The organism is Propionispora vibrioides (assembly GCF_900110485.1).
Lineage (GTDB): Bacteria > Bacillota > Negativicutes > Propionisporales > Propionisporaceae > Propionispora > Propionispora vibrioides.
This window is the reverse complement of the sequence record NZ_FODY01000006.1, coordinates 88,538-105,610: the sequence shown is the minus strand read 5'-3', so window position 1 is coordinate 105,610 and position 17,073 is coordinate 88,538. Positions and strand designations below refer to the sequence as shown.

Below are 17,073 nucleotides of genomic sequence, written 5' to 3'. Positions count from 1 at the left end.
CATCACTAAACACATGGATCATCTTGCAGTTTTTTTCGATCCCTTTGTCGTCGCCTTACATATGTCCGATATGTGCGGCTCCTCCGCCTTGTGGGACGAAAAAATCCTTGCAAGCTTACCCTATGTTTTAAGTAACGCAAGATACTGCAGCACAAAAACAGGTATTTTTATTTTTTAAGGAGCGATAAAATGTTAGAAAAATTATTTGCGTTGAAAGCACGCAAAACCGATGTAAACACGGAAGTTATGGCCGGTATCACCACGTTTATGACTATGGCGTACATATTATTTGTAAATCCAAGTATTCTTGGTTCGGCAGGGATGGACAAGAATGCGGTACTCTTGGCTACCGCTATTGGTGCCGGTGCTGTTACCATCATGATGGGACTTTTTGTTAACTATCCGATTGCCCTGGCCCCGGGGATGGGTCTGAATGCGTTCTACGCCTTCACTGTTGTTATTGGTATGGGTGTTTCCTGGCAGGTGGCACTGGGTGCCGTGTTTATTTCCGGTCTTATTTTTATATTGTTAACCGTTACGAAAGTGCGTCAGCTTTTGGTGGAAGGCATGCCAGCCTCGCTAAAGCACGCGATCAGCGTCGGGATAGGCTTGTTCATTACAATTATTGGCCTGAAGCTTTCCGGTTTGATGTCTATTCGTCTGTCGCTCATTCCGCCGACTTTGGAAAAACTGGTAGCTGCTCATGGCAATGGCACTCCGCTGAGTTTTGAGACCATCATTGAGATGGGAAAACTGGCCGACAAAGAAGTTCTATTGGCTGTGTTTGGTCTTTTGTTTATTGGGGTTCTCATAGCGCGCAATATTAAAGGGTCCATGTTGATCGGTATTTTAGTAACAACCATCTTGGGTGTTGTTATGGGCGTTGTTAAGATTCCGGCTGGCTTCAGCCCGGTTGCGGTTCCTGATTTTAGTCAGAACGCATTTTTCGCGCTGGACATTATGGGTGCTGTCCATATGGGACTGTTGACTATTATCTTCACGTTTACCTTTGTTGAATTGTTTGACACTATGGGAACACTGGTTGGTACGGCAACAAAAGCCGGCCTGATGGATAAAAACGGTAATTTCCCTGGCATCGGCAAAGCCATGCTGGTTGATGCAACCGGTGTCAGTCTGGGGGCTTTACTGGGCACTAGCACGATTACCGCCTATGTGGAGAGCGCAGCTGGTGTTGGTGCCGGCGGCCGGAGCGGGTTGACGGCTGTTGTTTGCGGTTTGCTATTTTTCGCGGCCTTATTTTTCAGTCCTTTGGCCGGGCTGATTCCTGACGCAGCAACGGCACCGGCGCTGATTATTGTTGGCGCACTGATGATGGAGTCTGTCCGTCACATTGATTTTGGTGATTTTACGGAAGCCTTACCGGCTTTCCTCACGATTGTTATGATGCCTTTCACGTACAGTATTGCCAACGGTGTTTCCGCCGGGCTTGTTGTATATCCGCTGGTTAAGCTGATTACCGGCCGGGGGCGCGAGGTTCACTGGATTATATACGTCTTGGCAGTGCTGGTTGTAGCACGGTTTGTATTCCTTGCCGAGTAGTTGCCGGGAAACAAATAAACCCAGACATCAGAAGTTCTGATGTCTGGGTTTAATACTAATGGAATAGATAGGCCATATATTTCGCTTAAGGGCCAGCCGACGGAAATAAGTCTCATTTATTGTAGAAATACTAGGCAGAGAATGACAGTCGTGAGATAGGCCGTAAGCGGATAAAAGAGCAGGAGGGATATAATGAAAGCAGCTATTATTATGGGCAGCGATTCCGATTGGCCCATTCTGGAAACAGCGGTAAAAACCTTGGAGGAATTTGGTATTGCTACGGAAGTTATGGTGGCTTCGGCTCACCGGACGCCGGATAAGGTTCACACCTTTGCTGCGACTGCCCGGGAACGGGGTGTAAAAGTCATTATCGCCGCAGCCGGTGCGGCGGCTCATCTGCCGGGCGTGGTAGCCAGTTATACAACCTTGCCGGTGATTGGTGTGCCGATCAACAGCACGCCGCTCAACGGGGTCGATGCGTTATACAGCATTGTACAGATGCCGTCAGGCATTCCGGTAGCTACTATGGCGATCAACGGTGCTAAAAACGCAGCTATTTTTGCGGCGCAAATTTTGGGGGTCAGTGAGGCGACCATTGAAGAAGCTTTACGGCGCCACCGTGAAACCATGGCAGTTGAGGTGGAGAAAAAGGCTGCTAAGTTATTGGCAAAACAATAATTTGTATTATATATAATCAGGAGGGGTAATCAATGGAAAAGCAACCATTATATGAAGGAAAGGCAAAGCAAATCTTTGCTGCCGATAATCCCGGTGAATATATTGTTTATTTCAAAGACGATGCTACGGCCTTTAATGGTCTGAAAAAAGGCACCATTGCCGACAAGGGAGTTTTAAACAATAAAATTTCCAGCTTCTTTTTCAAACTTTTGGGTGAAAAGGGGATTCCTCATCATTTCATCCGGATGATCAGCGACCGTGAAATGTTGGTAAAGGAATTGAAAATCCTTCAGGTGGAAGTTGTTGTCCGCAATATTGCTGCCGGTAGTTTGGCTAAACGAATCGGCTGGGAAGAAGGCACGAAGCTGCCCTCCACCGTATTGGAACTGTATTACAAGAATGACGAACTGGGCGATCCGTTGATCAATGAATACCATATTGAAGCAATGGGACTGGCCACTAAAGAGCAGGTCAAAACTATGTCGGAATATGCACTGCAAATAAACTCCATTTTATCTACCTATTTGAAAGATAAAAAACTGGAGCTGATCGACTTTAAATTGGAATTTGGTGTTCACAACGGGGAAGTCATTTTAGGTGATGAAATTTCGCCCGATACCTGTCGTTTTTGGGATACCGAGACAGGTCAAAAAATGGATAAGGACAGATTCCGTCGTGACCTTGGCAACGTGGAGGAAGCGTACCAAGAAGTATTACAGCGTCTTACAGGAGAAGTTTTATGAGTTATGAGGCACTGGAAATGGATAAACCCCGCGAGGAGTGCGGTATTTTCGGAATATACTCGCGTGAGGATAATGTATCGTTAAGCACTTATTGGGGTTTATACGCGTTGCAGCACCGGGGCCAGGAAAGTGCCGGGATTGCGATAACCGACGGTGCCTGGATGGATGTCCACCGGGGCATGGGTTTGGTGAGTGAAGTATTCCGTCACCAGTTGCCGCATATGGAAGGCCAGCGAATTGCCATCGGTCACGTCCGGTATTCGACAACCGGTTCCAGTCTACTGATTAACACGCAGCCCCTTATGGTAACTTATTCGGGTGGTCATATTGCCATGGCTCATAACGGCAATTTGACCAATGCGCAGGAGCTGCGCTGTACTTTGGAGGAAACGGGCAGTGTTTTTCAAACTTCGATTGACAGTGAAGTCATCGTAAATTTGATTGCCCGTTCGCGAAAACCTACTATTGAAGAAAAAATGATGGAAAGTCTGACCAAGATCGAAGGAGCCTACTGTCTGGTGGTCATGACCGAAGACAAGTTAATCGGTGTGCGGGATCCCCATGGCTTTCGCCCCTTATGTATCGGCAAAACCGCCGACGGCTGGGTTATTGCTTCGGAATCCTGTGCTTTGGATACAGTGGGAGCCGAATTAATCCGTGATGTTGCTCCCGGTGAGATGGTGGTGGTCGATGAGGCAGGCTTGCATTCCTACGGGTTTGCTGAAAATGATGCACAGGCCTTATGTATATTTGAATATATTTATTTTGCCCGTCCCGATAGCATTATCGACGGACAGAGCGTATATCAGGCCCGTTGGGAAATGGGCCGGCAACTAGCCCGGGAAAGCGGCTACAAAGCGGATATTGTTATATCCGTACCCGACTCGGGAACGACGGCAGCCTTGGGCTTCAGTCGGGAAGCGGGCATTCCGTTTGCCGAAGGTCTTATGAAAAACCGCTATATCGGACGTACTTTCATTCAGCCGGAGCAGAAAAAGCGTGATTTAGGAGTCAGGATTAAACTGAATGCGGTACGGTCGGTGGTTGAAGGCAAATCGATTATCATGGTGGATGATTCGATTGTCCGAGGTACTACCAGCGGGAAAATCGTTCATATGTTAAAAGAAGCAGGAGCCACGGCCGTTCATATGTGTATCAGCTCGCCGCCGATTGCTTATCCCTGCTACTACGGTATCGATACCGCGGTGCGTAAGGAGCTGATTGCGGCGACCAAACAAGTGGAGGAAATCAGGGACTATATTGGTGCCGATTCGCTGCATTATCTATCCCTGGAAGGGTTGTATGGGTCTGTTGCCAACATTAAGTATGACAATATGTGCTATGCCTGCTTTAACAGCAAGTATCCGGCCAGCACTCCCTGTGAAAGCCATTGCGGCAGCAACAAATTTGTCTTTGAGCAACGTGTGCGCGCCCGCTGATGTGACGTTTTTAGGTAGGTATACTAAGACATGTGAGGGATCAATGTGAGTATAAAAGAAAATTCGGTTTCCAAGGCCAAGTTAAACCAGGAGTTGACGTACCGGGAGGCCGGTGTCGATATTGATGCCGGCAACCGGGCCGTTGATTTAATCAAGCGGCAGGTTAAATCGACCTATCGGCCGGAAGTATTAGGTGATATTGGTGGTTTTGGCGGTTTGTTCGGCCTGCAGGTGGCAAAATATAAAGAACCTGTTTTAGTATCGGGTACGGATGGAGTAGGGACCAAACTGTGTCTGGCTTTTATGACGGATAAACATGATACGATTGGTCAGGATGCTGTGGCCATGTGTGTAAACGATATTCTGGTACAAGGCGCCGAACCGTTATTTTTTCTGGATTATCTGGCAGTAGGGAAATTGGAGCCGGAGAAAGTGGCTGATATTGTTGGCGGCGTTGCCAGAGCCTGCCGGGAGTCCGGTTGTGCCTTGATTGGTGGTGAGACCGCCGAAATGGCCGGCTTTTATAGCCAAGGCGAATATGATATTGCCGGTTTTGCCGTCGGGGTGGTGGACAAATCCCGCATCATCACCGGTGAAAACATTGCTCCCGGCGATGTGCTTATTGGACTTCCCTCCAGTGGCCTCCATTCCAATGGATATTCGCTGGTCAGAAAAATTTGCTTTGATGTGAAAAAACTGTCTGTTAAAGATTATGTGCCGGAACTTGGCAAAACCCTTGGTGAAGAGTTGCTGACACCGACGACATTGTATCCTAAAGCATGTCTGCCACTCTTGGATAATTTTCCTATATTAGGTATGGTTCATATTACCGGTGGCGGATTTTATGACAATATTCCACGGATTTTACCGGAACACTGCGCTGTAGAGGTGGATACCACAACCTGGCCTCAGCCTATGATCTTCAAGCTATTGCAAGAATGGGGACATGTGGCCTGGCCTGAAATGTACCGGACCTTCAATATGGGGATCGGCATGATCCTGGTTGTACCGCCGGAGCAGGTAAATCCGATACAGGAAGATCTAGCGGCCCGCGGTGAGACTTCCTATGTGATCGGGAAAATTACGGAAGGATCCCGGAATGTGGTGCTCAAAGGAGGAGTGTTTGGTGAGTAAAATGGTGCTGGGAGTCTTAGCATCAGGGCGTGGCAGTAACTTACAGGCTATCCTGGATGCGATAGACGCCGGACGGTTGTCTGCTAAAATCGGCGTTGTCATCAGTGATAATCCGGATGCCAATGTGATCAAGCGGTCTATTGAATGGGATGTGCCGGTGGTTTGTATCGAAAGAAAGCAATATGAAAGCAAGGAAGCGTGGGAAACGGCCATTGCCGATGAACTCAATGTTCATCAGGCAGAACTGGTGGTGCTCGCCGGTTTCATGCGCATTTTAAGTCCTTATTTTGTCAACCGGCTCTCCGGTCGGGTAATGAATATCCATCCTTCGCTGCTGCCGGCCTTTCCCGGACGGAACGCGCAGGAACAGGCCGTTAATCATGCAGTGAAGGTTTCCGGTTGCACCGTACATTTTATTGATGAAGGAATGGATTCGGGGCCGATTATTTTACAGGAAGCCGTGCCGCTGGAAGAAGGGGATACGCCGGAGACGTTGGCGGAACGCATTCTGCATGTGGAGCATGTGCTGTACCCGCGGGCCATTGGTCTGTATTGCGAAGGCCGGCTAAAAGTGGAAGGCCGCCGGGTTACCATTTTGGAAAAAGGTGAGGGTACTCATGAAAATTAAAAGAGCGCTTATCAGCGTTTCGGATAAAGCCGGTATTGTAGAGTTTGCGCGTCGGCTCGCAAACTATGGGGTTGAGATCATTTCGACAGGGGGGACCATGAAGACCTTGCGGGAAGCTGGTATTCCGGTAACCTATGTAAGTGATGTAACTGGTTTCCCCGAGATCATGGACGGCAGGGTAAAAACCTTGAACCCCTATATCCATGGCGGCATCCTGGCCCTGCGGGATAATCCGGAGCATACCGCAGCCATGGAGCGGCACAATATTAAAGGGATTGACATGGTTGTGGTCAACCTTTATCCGTTCCGTCAGACCATAGCCAAGCCGGATGTGACGCTGGGAGATGCTATTGAGAACATTGATATTGGCGGACCGGCCATGATCCGGGCTGCGGCAAAAAATTTCCAGTATGTAGCCGTTGTGGTGAATCCTGAGCGGTACACTGAAATTATCGACCAATTGGCGGCCAAGCAGGAAATCAGTGCTGAATTCCGCATGGCATTGGCCCAGGAGGCGTACCATCATACGGCGGAATACGACGCCTGCATTGCCCAGTATTTGGGCAAACAGTTGGATAACGGGCAATTTCCGGAAACCATGCATGCCGTGTACGAGAAAGTTCAGGAATTGCGTTACGGGGAAAATCCTCATCAACAGGCTGCTTTTTACCGGGAAAAGTACGGTGACGGATTTGGTATTGCCAATGCGAAACAGCTTCATGGCAAGGAACTTTCCTTCAATAACATTGTTGATGTGGAAGCGGCTTATGGAATTGTCGGGGAGTTTGAACAGCCGGCTGCTGCTATCATCAAGCATACCAATCCCTGCGGTACGGGGGTTGGCAAGACCCTGGCCGAAGCCTATGAAAAAGCCTATGAGTCCGATCCGGTTTCCGCGTTTGGCGGCATTGTCGGTTTAAACCGTGAGGTGGATGCGATAACGGCAGGAGAGATCAGCAAAATTTTTATTGAAGCTGTCATTGCTCCTTCCTTTACGCCGGAAGCACTGACCATTCTCACCAAGAAACAGAATATACGGCTGTTGACGGCCGAAGCGGTTGACGCAGATGTGGCGGAATTTGACATTAAAAAGGTATCCGGTGGTATTTTGCTGCAGGACAGGGATACCAGGGATGCGGAAATTGAAGATATGAAAGTTGTGACTAAACGTCCGCCGACCCAGGCTGAATGGGAGCAGTTAATGCTGGCCTGGCGTGTGGTGAAGCATGTGAAATCCAATGCTATTGTAGTGGCGGCGAACAATCAGACCCTGGGGGTCGGTGCCGGACAGATGAACCGTGTCGGTGCGGCTGCGATTGCTCTGGACCAGGCCGGTGAAAAGGCCAGAGGCGCTGTTTTGGCCTCTGACGCATTTTTCCCTTTCCGGGATACGGTGGATACCGCCGTGGCCGCCGGAATTACCGCGATTATACAGCCCGGTGGATCGGTGAAGGACGCCGAATCCATTCAGGCCGCCGATGAACAGGGCATCGCTATGATCTTTACGGGTATGCGGCACTTTAAACATTAAGCCGGCTGCTTGGCGCAGCCACACGGTCAGTACGATCTAGCGAGTTTGAGAGGTGACATTGTGCGAATTTTGGTTATTGGAAACGGCGGTCGTGAACATGCCTTGGTTTGGAAATTGGCGATGAGTCCGCGGGTTGAAAAAATTTATGCCATTCCCGGAAATCCGGGAATAGCCCAACTGGCAGAATGTGTGGATATCGGAATTGGAAATAATGAAGCGCTGGCCAAATTTGCCGGGGAAAAGGGGATTTCTCTTACCGTTGTAGGACCGGAAGCTCCTTTGGCCAATGGAATTGTAGATTATTTTACCGGCCGGGGACTGAAGGTTTTTGGCCCCTCGCAGGCTGCTGCGGAATTGGAAGGCTCCAAGGCATTTGCTAAAGGGCTAATGCAAAAATACGGGATTCCTACCGCCCGCTATGCCGTTTTTAGTGATCCCGATCAGGCAACTGCCTATATCCGGGAGCATAAGGCACCCATTGTGGTGAAAGCCGACGGGCTGGCTGCCGGTAAGGGTGTGATTGTGGCCATGACAGAGGAAGAAGCCCTGCGGGCCGTGGATTCCATTATGCGGGACCACACCTTTGGCGCGGCAGGCAGTCAGGTGGTTATTGAGGAATTCCTGCAGGGTGAGGAAGCATCGTTGCTGGCTTTTACTGATGGCACGACAGTTGTGCCGATGCTGGCGGCTCAGGATCACAAACGGATTTTTGATGGTGATCAGGGCCCCAATACCGGAGGTATGGGAGCTTATGCACCGGCACCGGTGGTTACGGCTGCGCTGCAGGCGGATATTGTCAGAGATATTTTACAACCTGCCGTGGATGCTATGCGCCAGGAAGGGCGGCTATATTGCGGCTGTTTGTACGCGGGACTGATGATTACCGAAACGGGGTCGAAGGTGATTGAGTTCAATGCCCGCTTTGGCGATCCCGAAACCCAGGTGGTTTTGCCGCTTTTGGCCAGCGATCTGGTGGATATTATGGAAGCCTGTGTGGAAGGAAGATTGGCACAGTGTGAGATTAACTGGCTGAATCAGGCCGCAGTTTGCGTGGTTATGGCTGCCGGTGGCTATCCGGGAGATTATGCTAAGGGAGAGCCTATTCGGGGACTGCAGGCCGCCGCCGAGGAGGGGATTTGTGTGTTTCACGCCGGAACGGCGCTGCGAGGTGATACCGTTGTAACCGGCGGTGGCCGGGTTCTGGGGGTTACGGCAACTGCCGAGACCATTCCGGCGGCGGTGCAAAAAGCCTATGCCGCTGTGAAACATATTGATTTTAAAGACGTCCAATATCGTAAGGACATTGCCTATCGGGCAATGAATCGCTAGGGAACTACTGCCTTATTCACCCTGCGCAGCCTGATTTTTTTCCGCCTGGCTGCGTCAGCAAAACCTTGAAATAGGAACCGCTATTCCTGTACTTTTGCTTCCCTGCCAGCCGAAAAAATCTCTCGCCAGGCTGGCAGGCTCATCAAATCAACGGTTCCCTAGTTTTGTCAGGTAGGCGGTACAGTTTGGTAAGACTCCGGTTTTCTTCCCGGAGTCTTACTTATGCCTGACGGTAAAAAGGAAATAAGCAAAATTTGTAGAATGTATCTTACCAATGGAACAATCGGCCGCAGGGTCATACCTTACCTGACAGATAGCATGGAGGCTACTATGAGTTATAATCGAGATGGGCTCGCCTTAAGTTCGGATTCGCGAAGCAAGCGGCAGCAAATTCTGGAAGCCGCTTATATTGTATTTTCACGCAACGGCTACCACCGGGCAACTGTAGATGAAATTATTGCTTTGGCAGATACCGGCAAAGGCACGGTATACAATTATTTTGTAAATAAAGAACAGCTTTTTTATACCCTGATCAAAGAACGGAGTATACCTTTTGACCGAGCTCTGGAGGAAATTGTTGTTTCCCAAGAGCCGCCGATGGAAAAAATCAAAGCAATGATCAAGGTGTTTCTTGAATTTTATATTGTTAATGCCGATCTATGGCGGGTCATGATGCATGAAGTCCGCGGCTTTGGCCATGATGACGAGACTTCGAGTTTTACGCAGGAACAGCGGGAGAAATATCACCAGGGTTTTCATGACACAATCGGCATGCTGGAAAAGGTCCTGGCGGAAGGGGTCAGCAAGGGTGTATTTAGGGAATGTGATGTCGTTAAATGTGCCCATGGTCTATTTAGCGTGATTGTCATGCTAGCTTTTCAAAAAATGGCTGGTGATGTGGAGGCTTGCGCCCAAATGATTGCCGATATGTTCTTATATGGAGTGGCTAAACAGTGACGCAGTCCAAGGGTGATTGCCCTCAGCTATGTCTGCCGGAAGGGAAGCGCATTTATCAAGCTTATTAAACAGTCCAGCCTTGGCTGGATTTCCTTTTGCCTAATCAGTAGTTCTCAAGGAAAGGCCGGCTATGTTGAATGCCGAACGTTGTCGATGCATAAACTATGCTGGAATAGCGTCCTTTATAATACTGTATATTTATACCTCACTTATTGAGAACTATTGTAAAATATGCTACACTGGAAAGATAGGGATGTATGCTTGACTCTACAATATGCAGGAATTTGATAAGGCTGAAGACCAAAAGGAGTGATGTATGGATGAATGTTATTTCTAGTAAGATATTGGAAAAAAAAGTAATTATTAAAGTGAATGACAGAATTTGTGATACTGGCGAAGAAATGTTGTCCAGTGATTTATTTAGCCGGGTTTTAAAACTAGCTATCCGTGATCTGGAAAAGCGAAATTCTATTTTGCTGGATATTTTCGCTGATAAAAACAATATTACCGATGAGGATGTTCAGGTTCTTATCGATACATTAGTTTACGCGACCAAAATGCAAATTGATCTGGTGACGCATGTGGTTAAGGGTTCGGAGCAGTTTGCTAAAAACCCGATGCTGCTCAATGAATTTATCCAATACCTGTATAATTACTGGCGCAATTTTGACAGATTCGTTGTATGCACTTCCGAAAATGATGATATTGATAAACGTCCTTACCGGACCTTTAATGCGACGGTTGAGAAGCTTACCAATTTGGTACGTAAAGTATACCGGGATTTGCAGGACAATGTTGCCGGCAAGCATCCCAACATATTCCGCCAGGTTAAAGCCGGGGCACAACTGGCTGCCATTGGCAAGCGCAAAGCCATTCCCTATACCGGTGAGTTGTATAAGAAGCTGGATAAGATTGCCGTTATCCGTCAAATTCTATTGAATCCCCCGTTAGTACTCGATCCGCCGATGAATAAACGGACCGGGAAATTTGAACGGGTATATAAAAATCCATTGGATCTTGTTACCATTGAGCCTGACGAATGGCTTTGTTTCCCGGCTAAAGTCGGGCCCTTGTTGATTCATGTTTATTTCCATGAACAATTTTATGATTTGGGATTCTCCATGTGTAATCTCTTTGAATTGGCCAATGACGCTGACTTGGCTAAAAAACCGGACGCTGTTTATTTGTGTGGTGTTCCCGGCAATGCCATTGACGAATTGGCACCGCTGCCGACTGTATTTTATGACGATGAAGAGAATGATATGTTTGTTGCGGCCATTCCCAACCGGGATCAGTTCGGTTATTTCGGCTATTTGAAAAAGATGGTGTTAACGTTGCATAATATCCGCATGATGCGGGCTGGCAAGATGCCTTTCCATGGCGCTATGTTCAGGATTGTGTTAAAGGGTGATAAACAGGCTAATATTCTGGTCATGGGAGATACCGGCGCCGGCAAATCGGAAACACTGGAGGCCTTCCGGGTATTAGGTCAGGAGTTTATTCAGGATATTGTGGTTGTTGCCGATGATATGGGGTCGCTGGCTATTGGTGAAGACGGCGATATTCTTGCCTATGGTACGGAAATCGGCGCTTACGTGCGGCTGGATGATCTGAACCCGGGCTATGCGTTCGGCCAGCTTGACCGGGCTATTATTATGAATCCGAGCCAAAAAAATGCCAGAACCATCCTGCCGGTTACTTCCTATGAGAATGTAATTAAAGGGCATAAGATTGATTTTGTGCTATATTGCAATAACTTTGAGGAAATTGATGAGGACCATCCGGTCATTGAGCGGTTTACGTCGGCGGCCGAAGCCATTAATGTATTCCGTTCAGGCGCCGTTATGAGCAAGGGGACGACAACTTCGAGCGGATTGGTGCATACGTATTTTGCTAATGTGTTTGGACCGCCGCAGTACCGGGAAACCCATGAGGCTATTGCCCAAAGATATTTTGATCAATTTTTTGCCAAAGATGTGTTTGTGGGGCAGATGCGCACTCGCTTAAGTATTAAAGGCTGGGAACAAAAGGGACCGGAAGAATCGGCGAAAGGCTTACTTGCTATGATTCAAAGCCTACCGCCGCGAAAAAAATAAACTACCCATGATTTGGTGTTTCAGCTAGTTTTTTTACCCTTAGGCTTGAGTTTATTCCAACATAAACTCAAGCCTTTTTTGGATAAAAGAAGGGTGGCTGGAGGACGATTGAACAGGTGGGACAGGATTAGTGTTAAGATTGCAGTCTTTTGCAGAAAATGGGAGGCTGTCACAGTTTTGTCATAGCTGTGGAATATAATGAAGGCATTTGGTCCAATCATTAGCTGTACTGCATTTTTGTCCTTTGCCGGCAAAAAAGCAGTAGGGAAGCGAGTGGTCCGTCAACTCTGAAACCACAATTTCTTCACGGATCTTTTTTCACAAGGCTTCGTTAGCGTCGACTCGTTTATTTTCGACAATTGCGCCTTGCCTCACGAAAAAGTTTCCGTAAATTTAATTTGTACTTTCAAAGTTAACGGACCATTGGTGAATTTCAGGGATATTGGAAAGAAGGGGAAGCAGCATGCGACAATTCATAAAAGGCGATAAACGGGGAAGATTTCTGCTGACTACCGGAGCGGTTATCATACTGTGTCTGGGCTTGGTTCTTTATTTCCGGGTCATGCACAGTTCTTCCGCCGGGCGGGCCGGTAATGGTGTGGCACAGACAACCGTGGATGTAGTAACTGTAGGGAAGACTGATTTGATAAAGCGCATAGCCTTGACCGGTCAGACCGTACCCAAGGCTCAAGTGGATATTGCCGCAAAATATCAAGGAAAGCTGGTCGCGGTAAATGCTGAATTGGGACAGTCGGTCGTTCCGGGGCAGGTGCTGATTGAACAGGATACCGGTGATGCCGAATTGGCCGTGGCCCAGAACCGGGCGGCTTATCAGCAGGCCATGGCGGATGCGGTAAACAGCGGAGTGGCCTATCAGGCAAATTATAATAAGGCCAAGGCTGACTATGACCGGACCATGGCCAGTTATCAGCGCTATAAAACTCTCTACGAAGCCGGCGGCATTGCTAAAGATACGCTGGAGAGCGCCGAACAGCAAATGCTGGACGCTAAGGCTTCGTTGGATGCCTTGGTCAATCAGATGAATGCCAATTCTGTACCGGCCACGGTGGAGTCGGCTCAGGCGGCTGCGTCAAAGGCTAAAAGCAGTGTAAGCGCTGCCGAAAAACAAAGAAACGATCTTCTCCTGCGGGCACCATTTTCCGGCATTGTCGGTTATCGTCAAGCCGAGGTTGGAGCCATTGTTTCAGCCGGACAAAAACTGTTAACTATCGTTGATAACAGCAAGATCTATGTCGACTGCCAAGTTTCCGAGCGGGATTTGCCGGCCTTCACTTTGGGTATGCCGGTTAACGTGAGTTTAGAAGCCTTAAGCAAGGAAGTGCCGGGCACCATTATTTATATCAGTCCGGCCAGCGACAGCACTAATCTGGTGTTTTCCCTGCGCATTGAGCTTAACAATCCGACAACGGATATTAGAGGCGGCATGTTTGCCAGGACCATTGTAAACAGTGTACTGAGGCCGCAGGCCTTGGTTTTACCGAAAGATGCCATTGTAGAAAAGAATGGCAAAAGCCATGTATTTATTATCGATGCACAAAATAAGGCAGAAGAGCGGGACGTGACGGTCGGCGCAAGCGGTGATGCGGATGTGGAAATCATAGCCGGTCTTAACGAGGGTGAGCGGGTGGCCGTCAGCAATCTTTCGCGTCTGCGGTCAGGGCTGCAAATTGAGGCCAATCCGGTCACGATAGATAACCGAGGTGGCCAGTCGTGAATATAACTCGTTTTTCCATCCAAAAACCTATCGGCATTTCGATGATTGTCATGCTGTTTGTCGTGTTAGGTTTATTCAGCTTTTACCGGATTGGGGTAGAACTGTTGCCGGCCGTCAATATTCCCTATGTCACGGTAACGGTTGACTACCCGGGGGCCGGGACCGAACAGGTGGAGCAGGACGTCATAAAACCCCTGGAAAATTCACTGTCTTCTTTGGCCAATTTAAAGCATATCACTTCGGTTGCCAGACCGGAAAGAGCCCAAATTACCCTGGAATTTGAGTTCTGGGCCAATGTAGATACGGCAGCCGTTGATGCCACACAATATGTCAATGCGGCTATAAGCAAATTGCCGACCGGTGTGAAAACGCCATCGGTTATCAAACGGGATATTAATGCCTCGCCGATTTTGGAGGTGTCCATTGTTTCCGGCAAACCCCTGTCGGAAGTATATACCCTGGCTAACGATGTATTTTCCGAGCGTTTGCAAAGGGCTAGCGGTGTATCCGATGTATCGCTGTTTGGCGGGCGGGATAAGGAAGTGGCCGTGGAGGTGGACAAGGATAAGCTGTCTTACTACAACATTTCCTTAAGCTCCATTGTGAGCCGGATTCAGCAGGAAAATGTCCTGACGCCGGCCGGTTCAGTGTTTGACGATAAAAAGGAAACCAATGTACGCCTGCTTGCTCAATATGCTTCGCCAGAGGAATTAGGCGGTATTCATGTTACCAATACGAACGGTGTTAATATTCCGTTGACCGATCTTGCCACAGTTAGGGAGCAGGACCAGCGGGTTACCCGCTATGCCCGGACTAACGGACAGGATGTTGTATCTATGACAGTTTACAAAAATAGCGATGCCAATCTGGTGGATACGGCCAAGGCGGCTAAGGCGCAGCTGGAAAGTCTGCGGGCCGAGTACCCGGATTATCAGTTTGTGGTCATTACCGATGCCGCTCAATATGTCGAGGATTCCCTGCATAATACGCTGGAGGCGCTGATTGAAGGGCTGATTACGACTGGACTGGTGCTGTATCTTTTCCTGCGGGGCTGGCGTTCATCGATTGCTGTTTTAATCGCTATTCCCACGTCTTTGATCTCTACCTTTTTTGTTATGTATATGGCCGGCTTTACTTTCAACATGATGTCACTGATGGGCATGTCGTTATGTATCGGTACCTTGGTCGATGATTCGATCGTCGTGCTGGAGAATATCCATCGCCATTTGAAAATGGGCAAGGATGCCAAGACGGCGGCGGAAGATGGGCGGAATGAGATTGGCATGGCGGCCCTGGCGATTACATTGTGCGACGTAGTTGTGTTTATGCCGGTCGCTTTTATGACCGGCATGACCGGGCAGTTTTTCCGGCAGTTTGGTCTGACCATTGTCTTTGCTACCCTGTGTTCACTCATGGTGTCATTTACCTTAACTCCCATGCTGGCCTCAAAATTCTTTAAGAATGGTCTCAAGGAACCGCAGGGACGGCTTTGGGATTTTATGAACCGCTTGGAGCAGGGAGCCATTGAAAAATATGAAAGAATATTGCGGTGGAGTCTGATCAATCCGGTTAAAATCATCAGTGCTATTACCGTTTGTTTTATCGCTGCAGTTTCTCTCGTTCCTTTGGGCGTGATCGGTTCTGAATATATGCCTAAAACCGATGAAGGCAGTTTCCGGATTTTTATTCAGTTTCCCGTAGGACAAAACATCGATCAGACAAACGGGGAAGTAAGAAAAATAGAAGAATACCTCACGACCATTCCGGAAGTTAGCTATTACCTATCCAGTGTAGGCACTCCTGCCGGCAATTACGGCAGTGTCAGTGTGCAAATGGTTGACCGGAAAGAGCGAAGTTTAAGCGTTTGGCAGGTGACCGAGCAAGTACGCCGTTTTCTCAAGGAAAACTTCCCGCAAGCCTCGGCACAGGTTAGTGAAACACAGTCCTCTGTCGCCGGTGTCTCCGGCGGTACCGGTACCGGGGGCGGCGGCCCCAATAATTCACCGGTGCAGATTGAAATCCGGGGAGCTAATTTAGATAATATTATCAAAGCCTCCTACCGGATACAGGATATTATTGCCAAGGTACCTGGCGTTAAGGATGTCCGTAGCTCCTATAGCGAAGGCATGCCTGAACTAAGGCTGACGGTGGACCGGGAACGGCTGAAATTCTTTAATACTACGGTTAATGAAGTCAACAATGTATTTTCCGGCGCGGTGGCCGGAACGTTAGCCGGTTATTATGCCAATGATCCGACTAATGATGGACAGGATACGGATATTTATGTACGCCTTAAATATAGCGAAGGTTTTAAGGCTTCCGATATAAGTTCCATACCGGTAAAAGCCGGCAACGGTTTAGTGAAGCTGAGCGATGTGGCTCGCCTGCAGGATGGCGTTGGTCCGGTCATGCTGCGACGGGTAGATAAACAGGAATCAATTAACATAGCGGCTAATGTCACAGATCGTCCGTTGCAGGAAGTGCTAAACGATATCAGCAAAAACATAAAGCCGGAGGATTTGGGAACTAATGTAACCTACCGTTTCACCGGGCAGGCGGACAATATGAACACCACCTTTGGTGAAATGGCGCAGGCCCTGGGATTATCGCTCATTTTGGTATATATGCTGCTTTCCACATTGTACGAATCGCTGTCTACATCCTTTATCCGTATGTTTTCACTGCCCTTTGGCTTGATCGGATCGCTACTCTTTTTGGCAATTACCCGCAATACCATTAATTTATACTCCTTGATCGGTATTCTGGTTATGGATGGCGTGGTAGCCAAAAACGGTACGTTGCTCTTAGATTATACGCTGACGTTGATGGAACGGGGTATGAAAGCACAGGATGCCATTATTGAAGCCGGCAAGACCCGTTTAAAGCCAATCTTTATGACTACGCTGACGATGATTACCGGGATGCTGCCCACCGCTCTGGCCGTAACCGCCGGCGCGGAGACACGGGTCAGTATGGCCTGGGTAGTTATTGGTGGTCTGGCTTCCTCAACTTTCTTCACCTTAATCGGCATTCCCATCATTTTTCTGTTTTTTGAAAAACACTCTTTTCTTGCTTCGCTGCGGAATCTTTTTTTGCGGCTATTCCGGCGGAAGCGTCCGAAAACCTTATAAAGAGCGGGATAAGAAAGAGGGAAAGTGCTCCGTCTTGTTGGCGGAGACTTTCCCTCTTCGTTTCCTGGGGCTAAGCAAAAAGACAACCCGGAGAATTTCTCCGGGTTGTCTT

At 48.5% G+C, this 17,073-nt stretch carries 12 protein-coding genes; all 12 read left to right on the top strand.

Annotated features, from left to right (window positions below; genetic code table 11):
• Nucleotides 1-189 precede the first annotated feature (189 nt).
• The 12 genes from BMW43_RS07120 to BMW43_RS07065 all read left to right on the top strand — a co-directional run bounded on the left by BMW43_RS07120 (nucleotide 190) and on the right by BMW43_RS07065 (nucleotide 16,961).
• A complete protein-coding gene (locus BMW43_RS07120; protein ID WP_091745211.1) occupies nucleotides 190-1,560 on the top strand; it encodes an NCS2 family permease in 1,371 nt (456 codons plus the stop codon).
• Nucleotides 1,561-1,752: 192 nt separating this feature from the next.
• The gene (gene purE / locus BMW43_RS07115; RefSeq protein WP_091745209.1) at nucleotides 1,753-2,238 is read left to right on the top strand and encodes a 5-(carboxyamino)imidazole ribonucleotide mutase; all 486 of its coding nucleotides are present in this window, start codon (nucleotides 1,753-1,755) and stop codon (nucleotides 2,236-2,238) included.
• Nucleotides 2,239-2,270: 32 nt separating this feature from the next.
• Nucleotides 2,271-2,981 carry a phosphoribosylaminoimidazolesuccinocarboxamide synthase gene (purC, locus tag BMW43_RS07110; protein WP_091745207.1) on the top strand — a complete coding sequence of 237 codons (711 nt, stop codon included), beginning with the start codon at nucleotides 2,271-2,273 and terminating at the stop codon, nucleotides 2,979-2,981.
• A complete protein-coding gene (gene purF / locus BMW43_RS07105) occupies nucleotides 2,978-4,420 on the top strand; it encodes an amidophosphoribosyltransferase (protein WP_091745205.1) in 1,443 nt (480 codons plus the stop codon). Before purC ends, purF begins: the two co-directional genes overlap by 4 nt.
• 51 nt (nucleotides 4,421-4,471) lie before the next feature.
• Entirely contained in the window at nucleotides 4,472-5,554 is a 1,083-nt protein-coding gene (purM, locus tag BMW43_RS07100) for a phosphoribosylformylglycinamidine cyclo-ligase (protein ID WP_091745332.1), read from the top strand.
• A complete protein-coding gene (gene purN / locus BMW43_RS07095) occupies nucleotides 5,547-6,182 on the top strand; it encodes a phosphoribosylglycinamide formyltransferase (protein ID WP_091745203.1) in 636 nt (211 codons plus the stop codon). Before purM ends, purN begins: the two co-directional genes overlap by 8 nt.
• The gene (gene purH / locus BMW43_RS07090; RefSeq protein ID WP_091745201.1) at nucleotides 6,172-7,713 is read left to right on the top strand and encodes a bifunctional phosphoribosylaminoimidazolecarboxamide formyltransferase/IMP cyclohydrolase; all 1,542 of its coding nucleotides are present in this window, start codon (nucleotides 6,172-6,174) and stop codon (nucleotides 7,711-7,713) included. Before purN ends, purH begins: the two co-directional genes overlap by 11 nt.
• A gap of 60 nt (nucleotides 7,714-7,773) precedes the next feature.
• A complete protein-coding gene (gene purD, locus BMW43_RS07085; RefSeq protein ID WP_091745199.1) occupies nucleotides 7,774-9,042 on the top strand; it encodes a phosphoribosylamine--glycine ligase in 1,269 nt (422 codons plus the stop codon).
• A gap of 330 nt (nucleotides 9,043-9,372) precedes the next feature.
• On the top strand, nucleotides 9,373-9,999 hold the full coding sequence (locus BMW43_RS07080) for a TetR/AcrR family transcriptional regulator (RefSeq protein ID WP_091745197.1): 627 nt from the start codon (nucleotides 9,373-9,375) through the stop codon (nucleotides 9,997-9,999).
• A 320-nt stretch (nucleotides 10,000-10,319) separates the two neighbouring features.
• Nucleotides 10,320-12,095 (top strand): hypothetical protein, encoded by a 1,776-nt coding sequence (locus BMW43_RS07075; RefSeq protein WP_091745195.1) that lies wholly within the window; start codon nucleotides 10,320-10,322, stop codon nucleotides 12,093-12,095.
• Nucleotides 12,096-12,558: 463 nt separating this feature from the next.
• A complete protein-coding gene (locus tag BMW43_RS07070; RefSeq protein ID WP_091745192.1) occupies nucleotides 12,559-13,830 on the top strand; it encodes an efflux RND transporter periplasmic adaptor subunit in 1,272 nt (423 codons plus the stop codon).
• Nucleotides 13,827-16,961: an efflux RND transporter permease subunit gene (locus tag BMW43_RS07065; RefSeq protein ID WP_091745190.1), complete on the top strand. Its 3,135-nt coding sequence runs from the start codon at nucleotides 13,827-13,829 to the stop codon at nucleotides 16,959-16,961. The genes BMW43_RS07070 and BMW43_RS07065 overlap by 4 nt, the downstream gene beginning before the upstream one ends.
• Nucleotides 16,962-17,073 lie beyond the last annotated feature (112 nt).

Bases quoted from the DNA above. Each gene is read 5' to 3' on its own strand.
- purH (WP_091745201.1), top strand. From the start codon at position 6,172: ATGAAAATTAAAAGAGCGCTTATCAGCGTTTCGGATAAAGCCGGTATT.
- BMW43_RS07070 (WP_091745192.1), top strand. From the start codon at position 12,559: ATGCGACAATTCATAAAAGGCGATAAACGGGGAAGATTTCTGCTGACT.
- purF (WP_091745205.1), top strand. From the start codon at position 2,978: ATGAGTTATGAGGCACTGGAAATGGATAAACCCCGCGAGGAGTGCGGT.
- purE (WP_091745209.1), top strand. From the start codon at position 1,753: ATGAAAGCAGCTATTATTATGGGCAGCGATTCCGATTGGCCCATTCTG.
- BMW43_RS07120 (WP_091745211.1), top strand. From the start codon at position 190: ATGTTAGAAAAATTATTTGCGTTGAAAGCACGCAAAACCGATGTAAAC.
- purC (WP_091745207.1), top strand. From the start codon at position 2,271: ATGGAAAAGCAACCATTATATGAAGGAAAGGCAAAGCAAATCTTTGCT.
- BMW43_RS07075 (WP_091745195.1), top strand. From the start codon at position 10,320: ATGAATGTTATTTCTAGTAAGATATTGGAAAAAAAAGTAATTATTAAA.
- BMW43_RS07080 (WP_091745197.1), top strand. From the start codon at position 9,373: ATGAGTTATAATCGAGATGGGCTCGCCTTAAGTTCGGATTCGCGAAGC.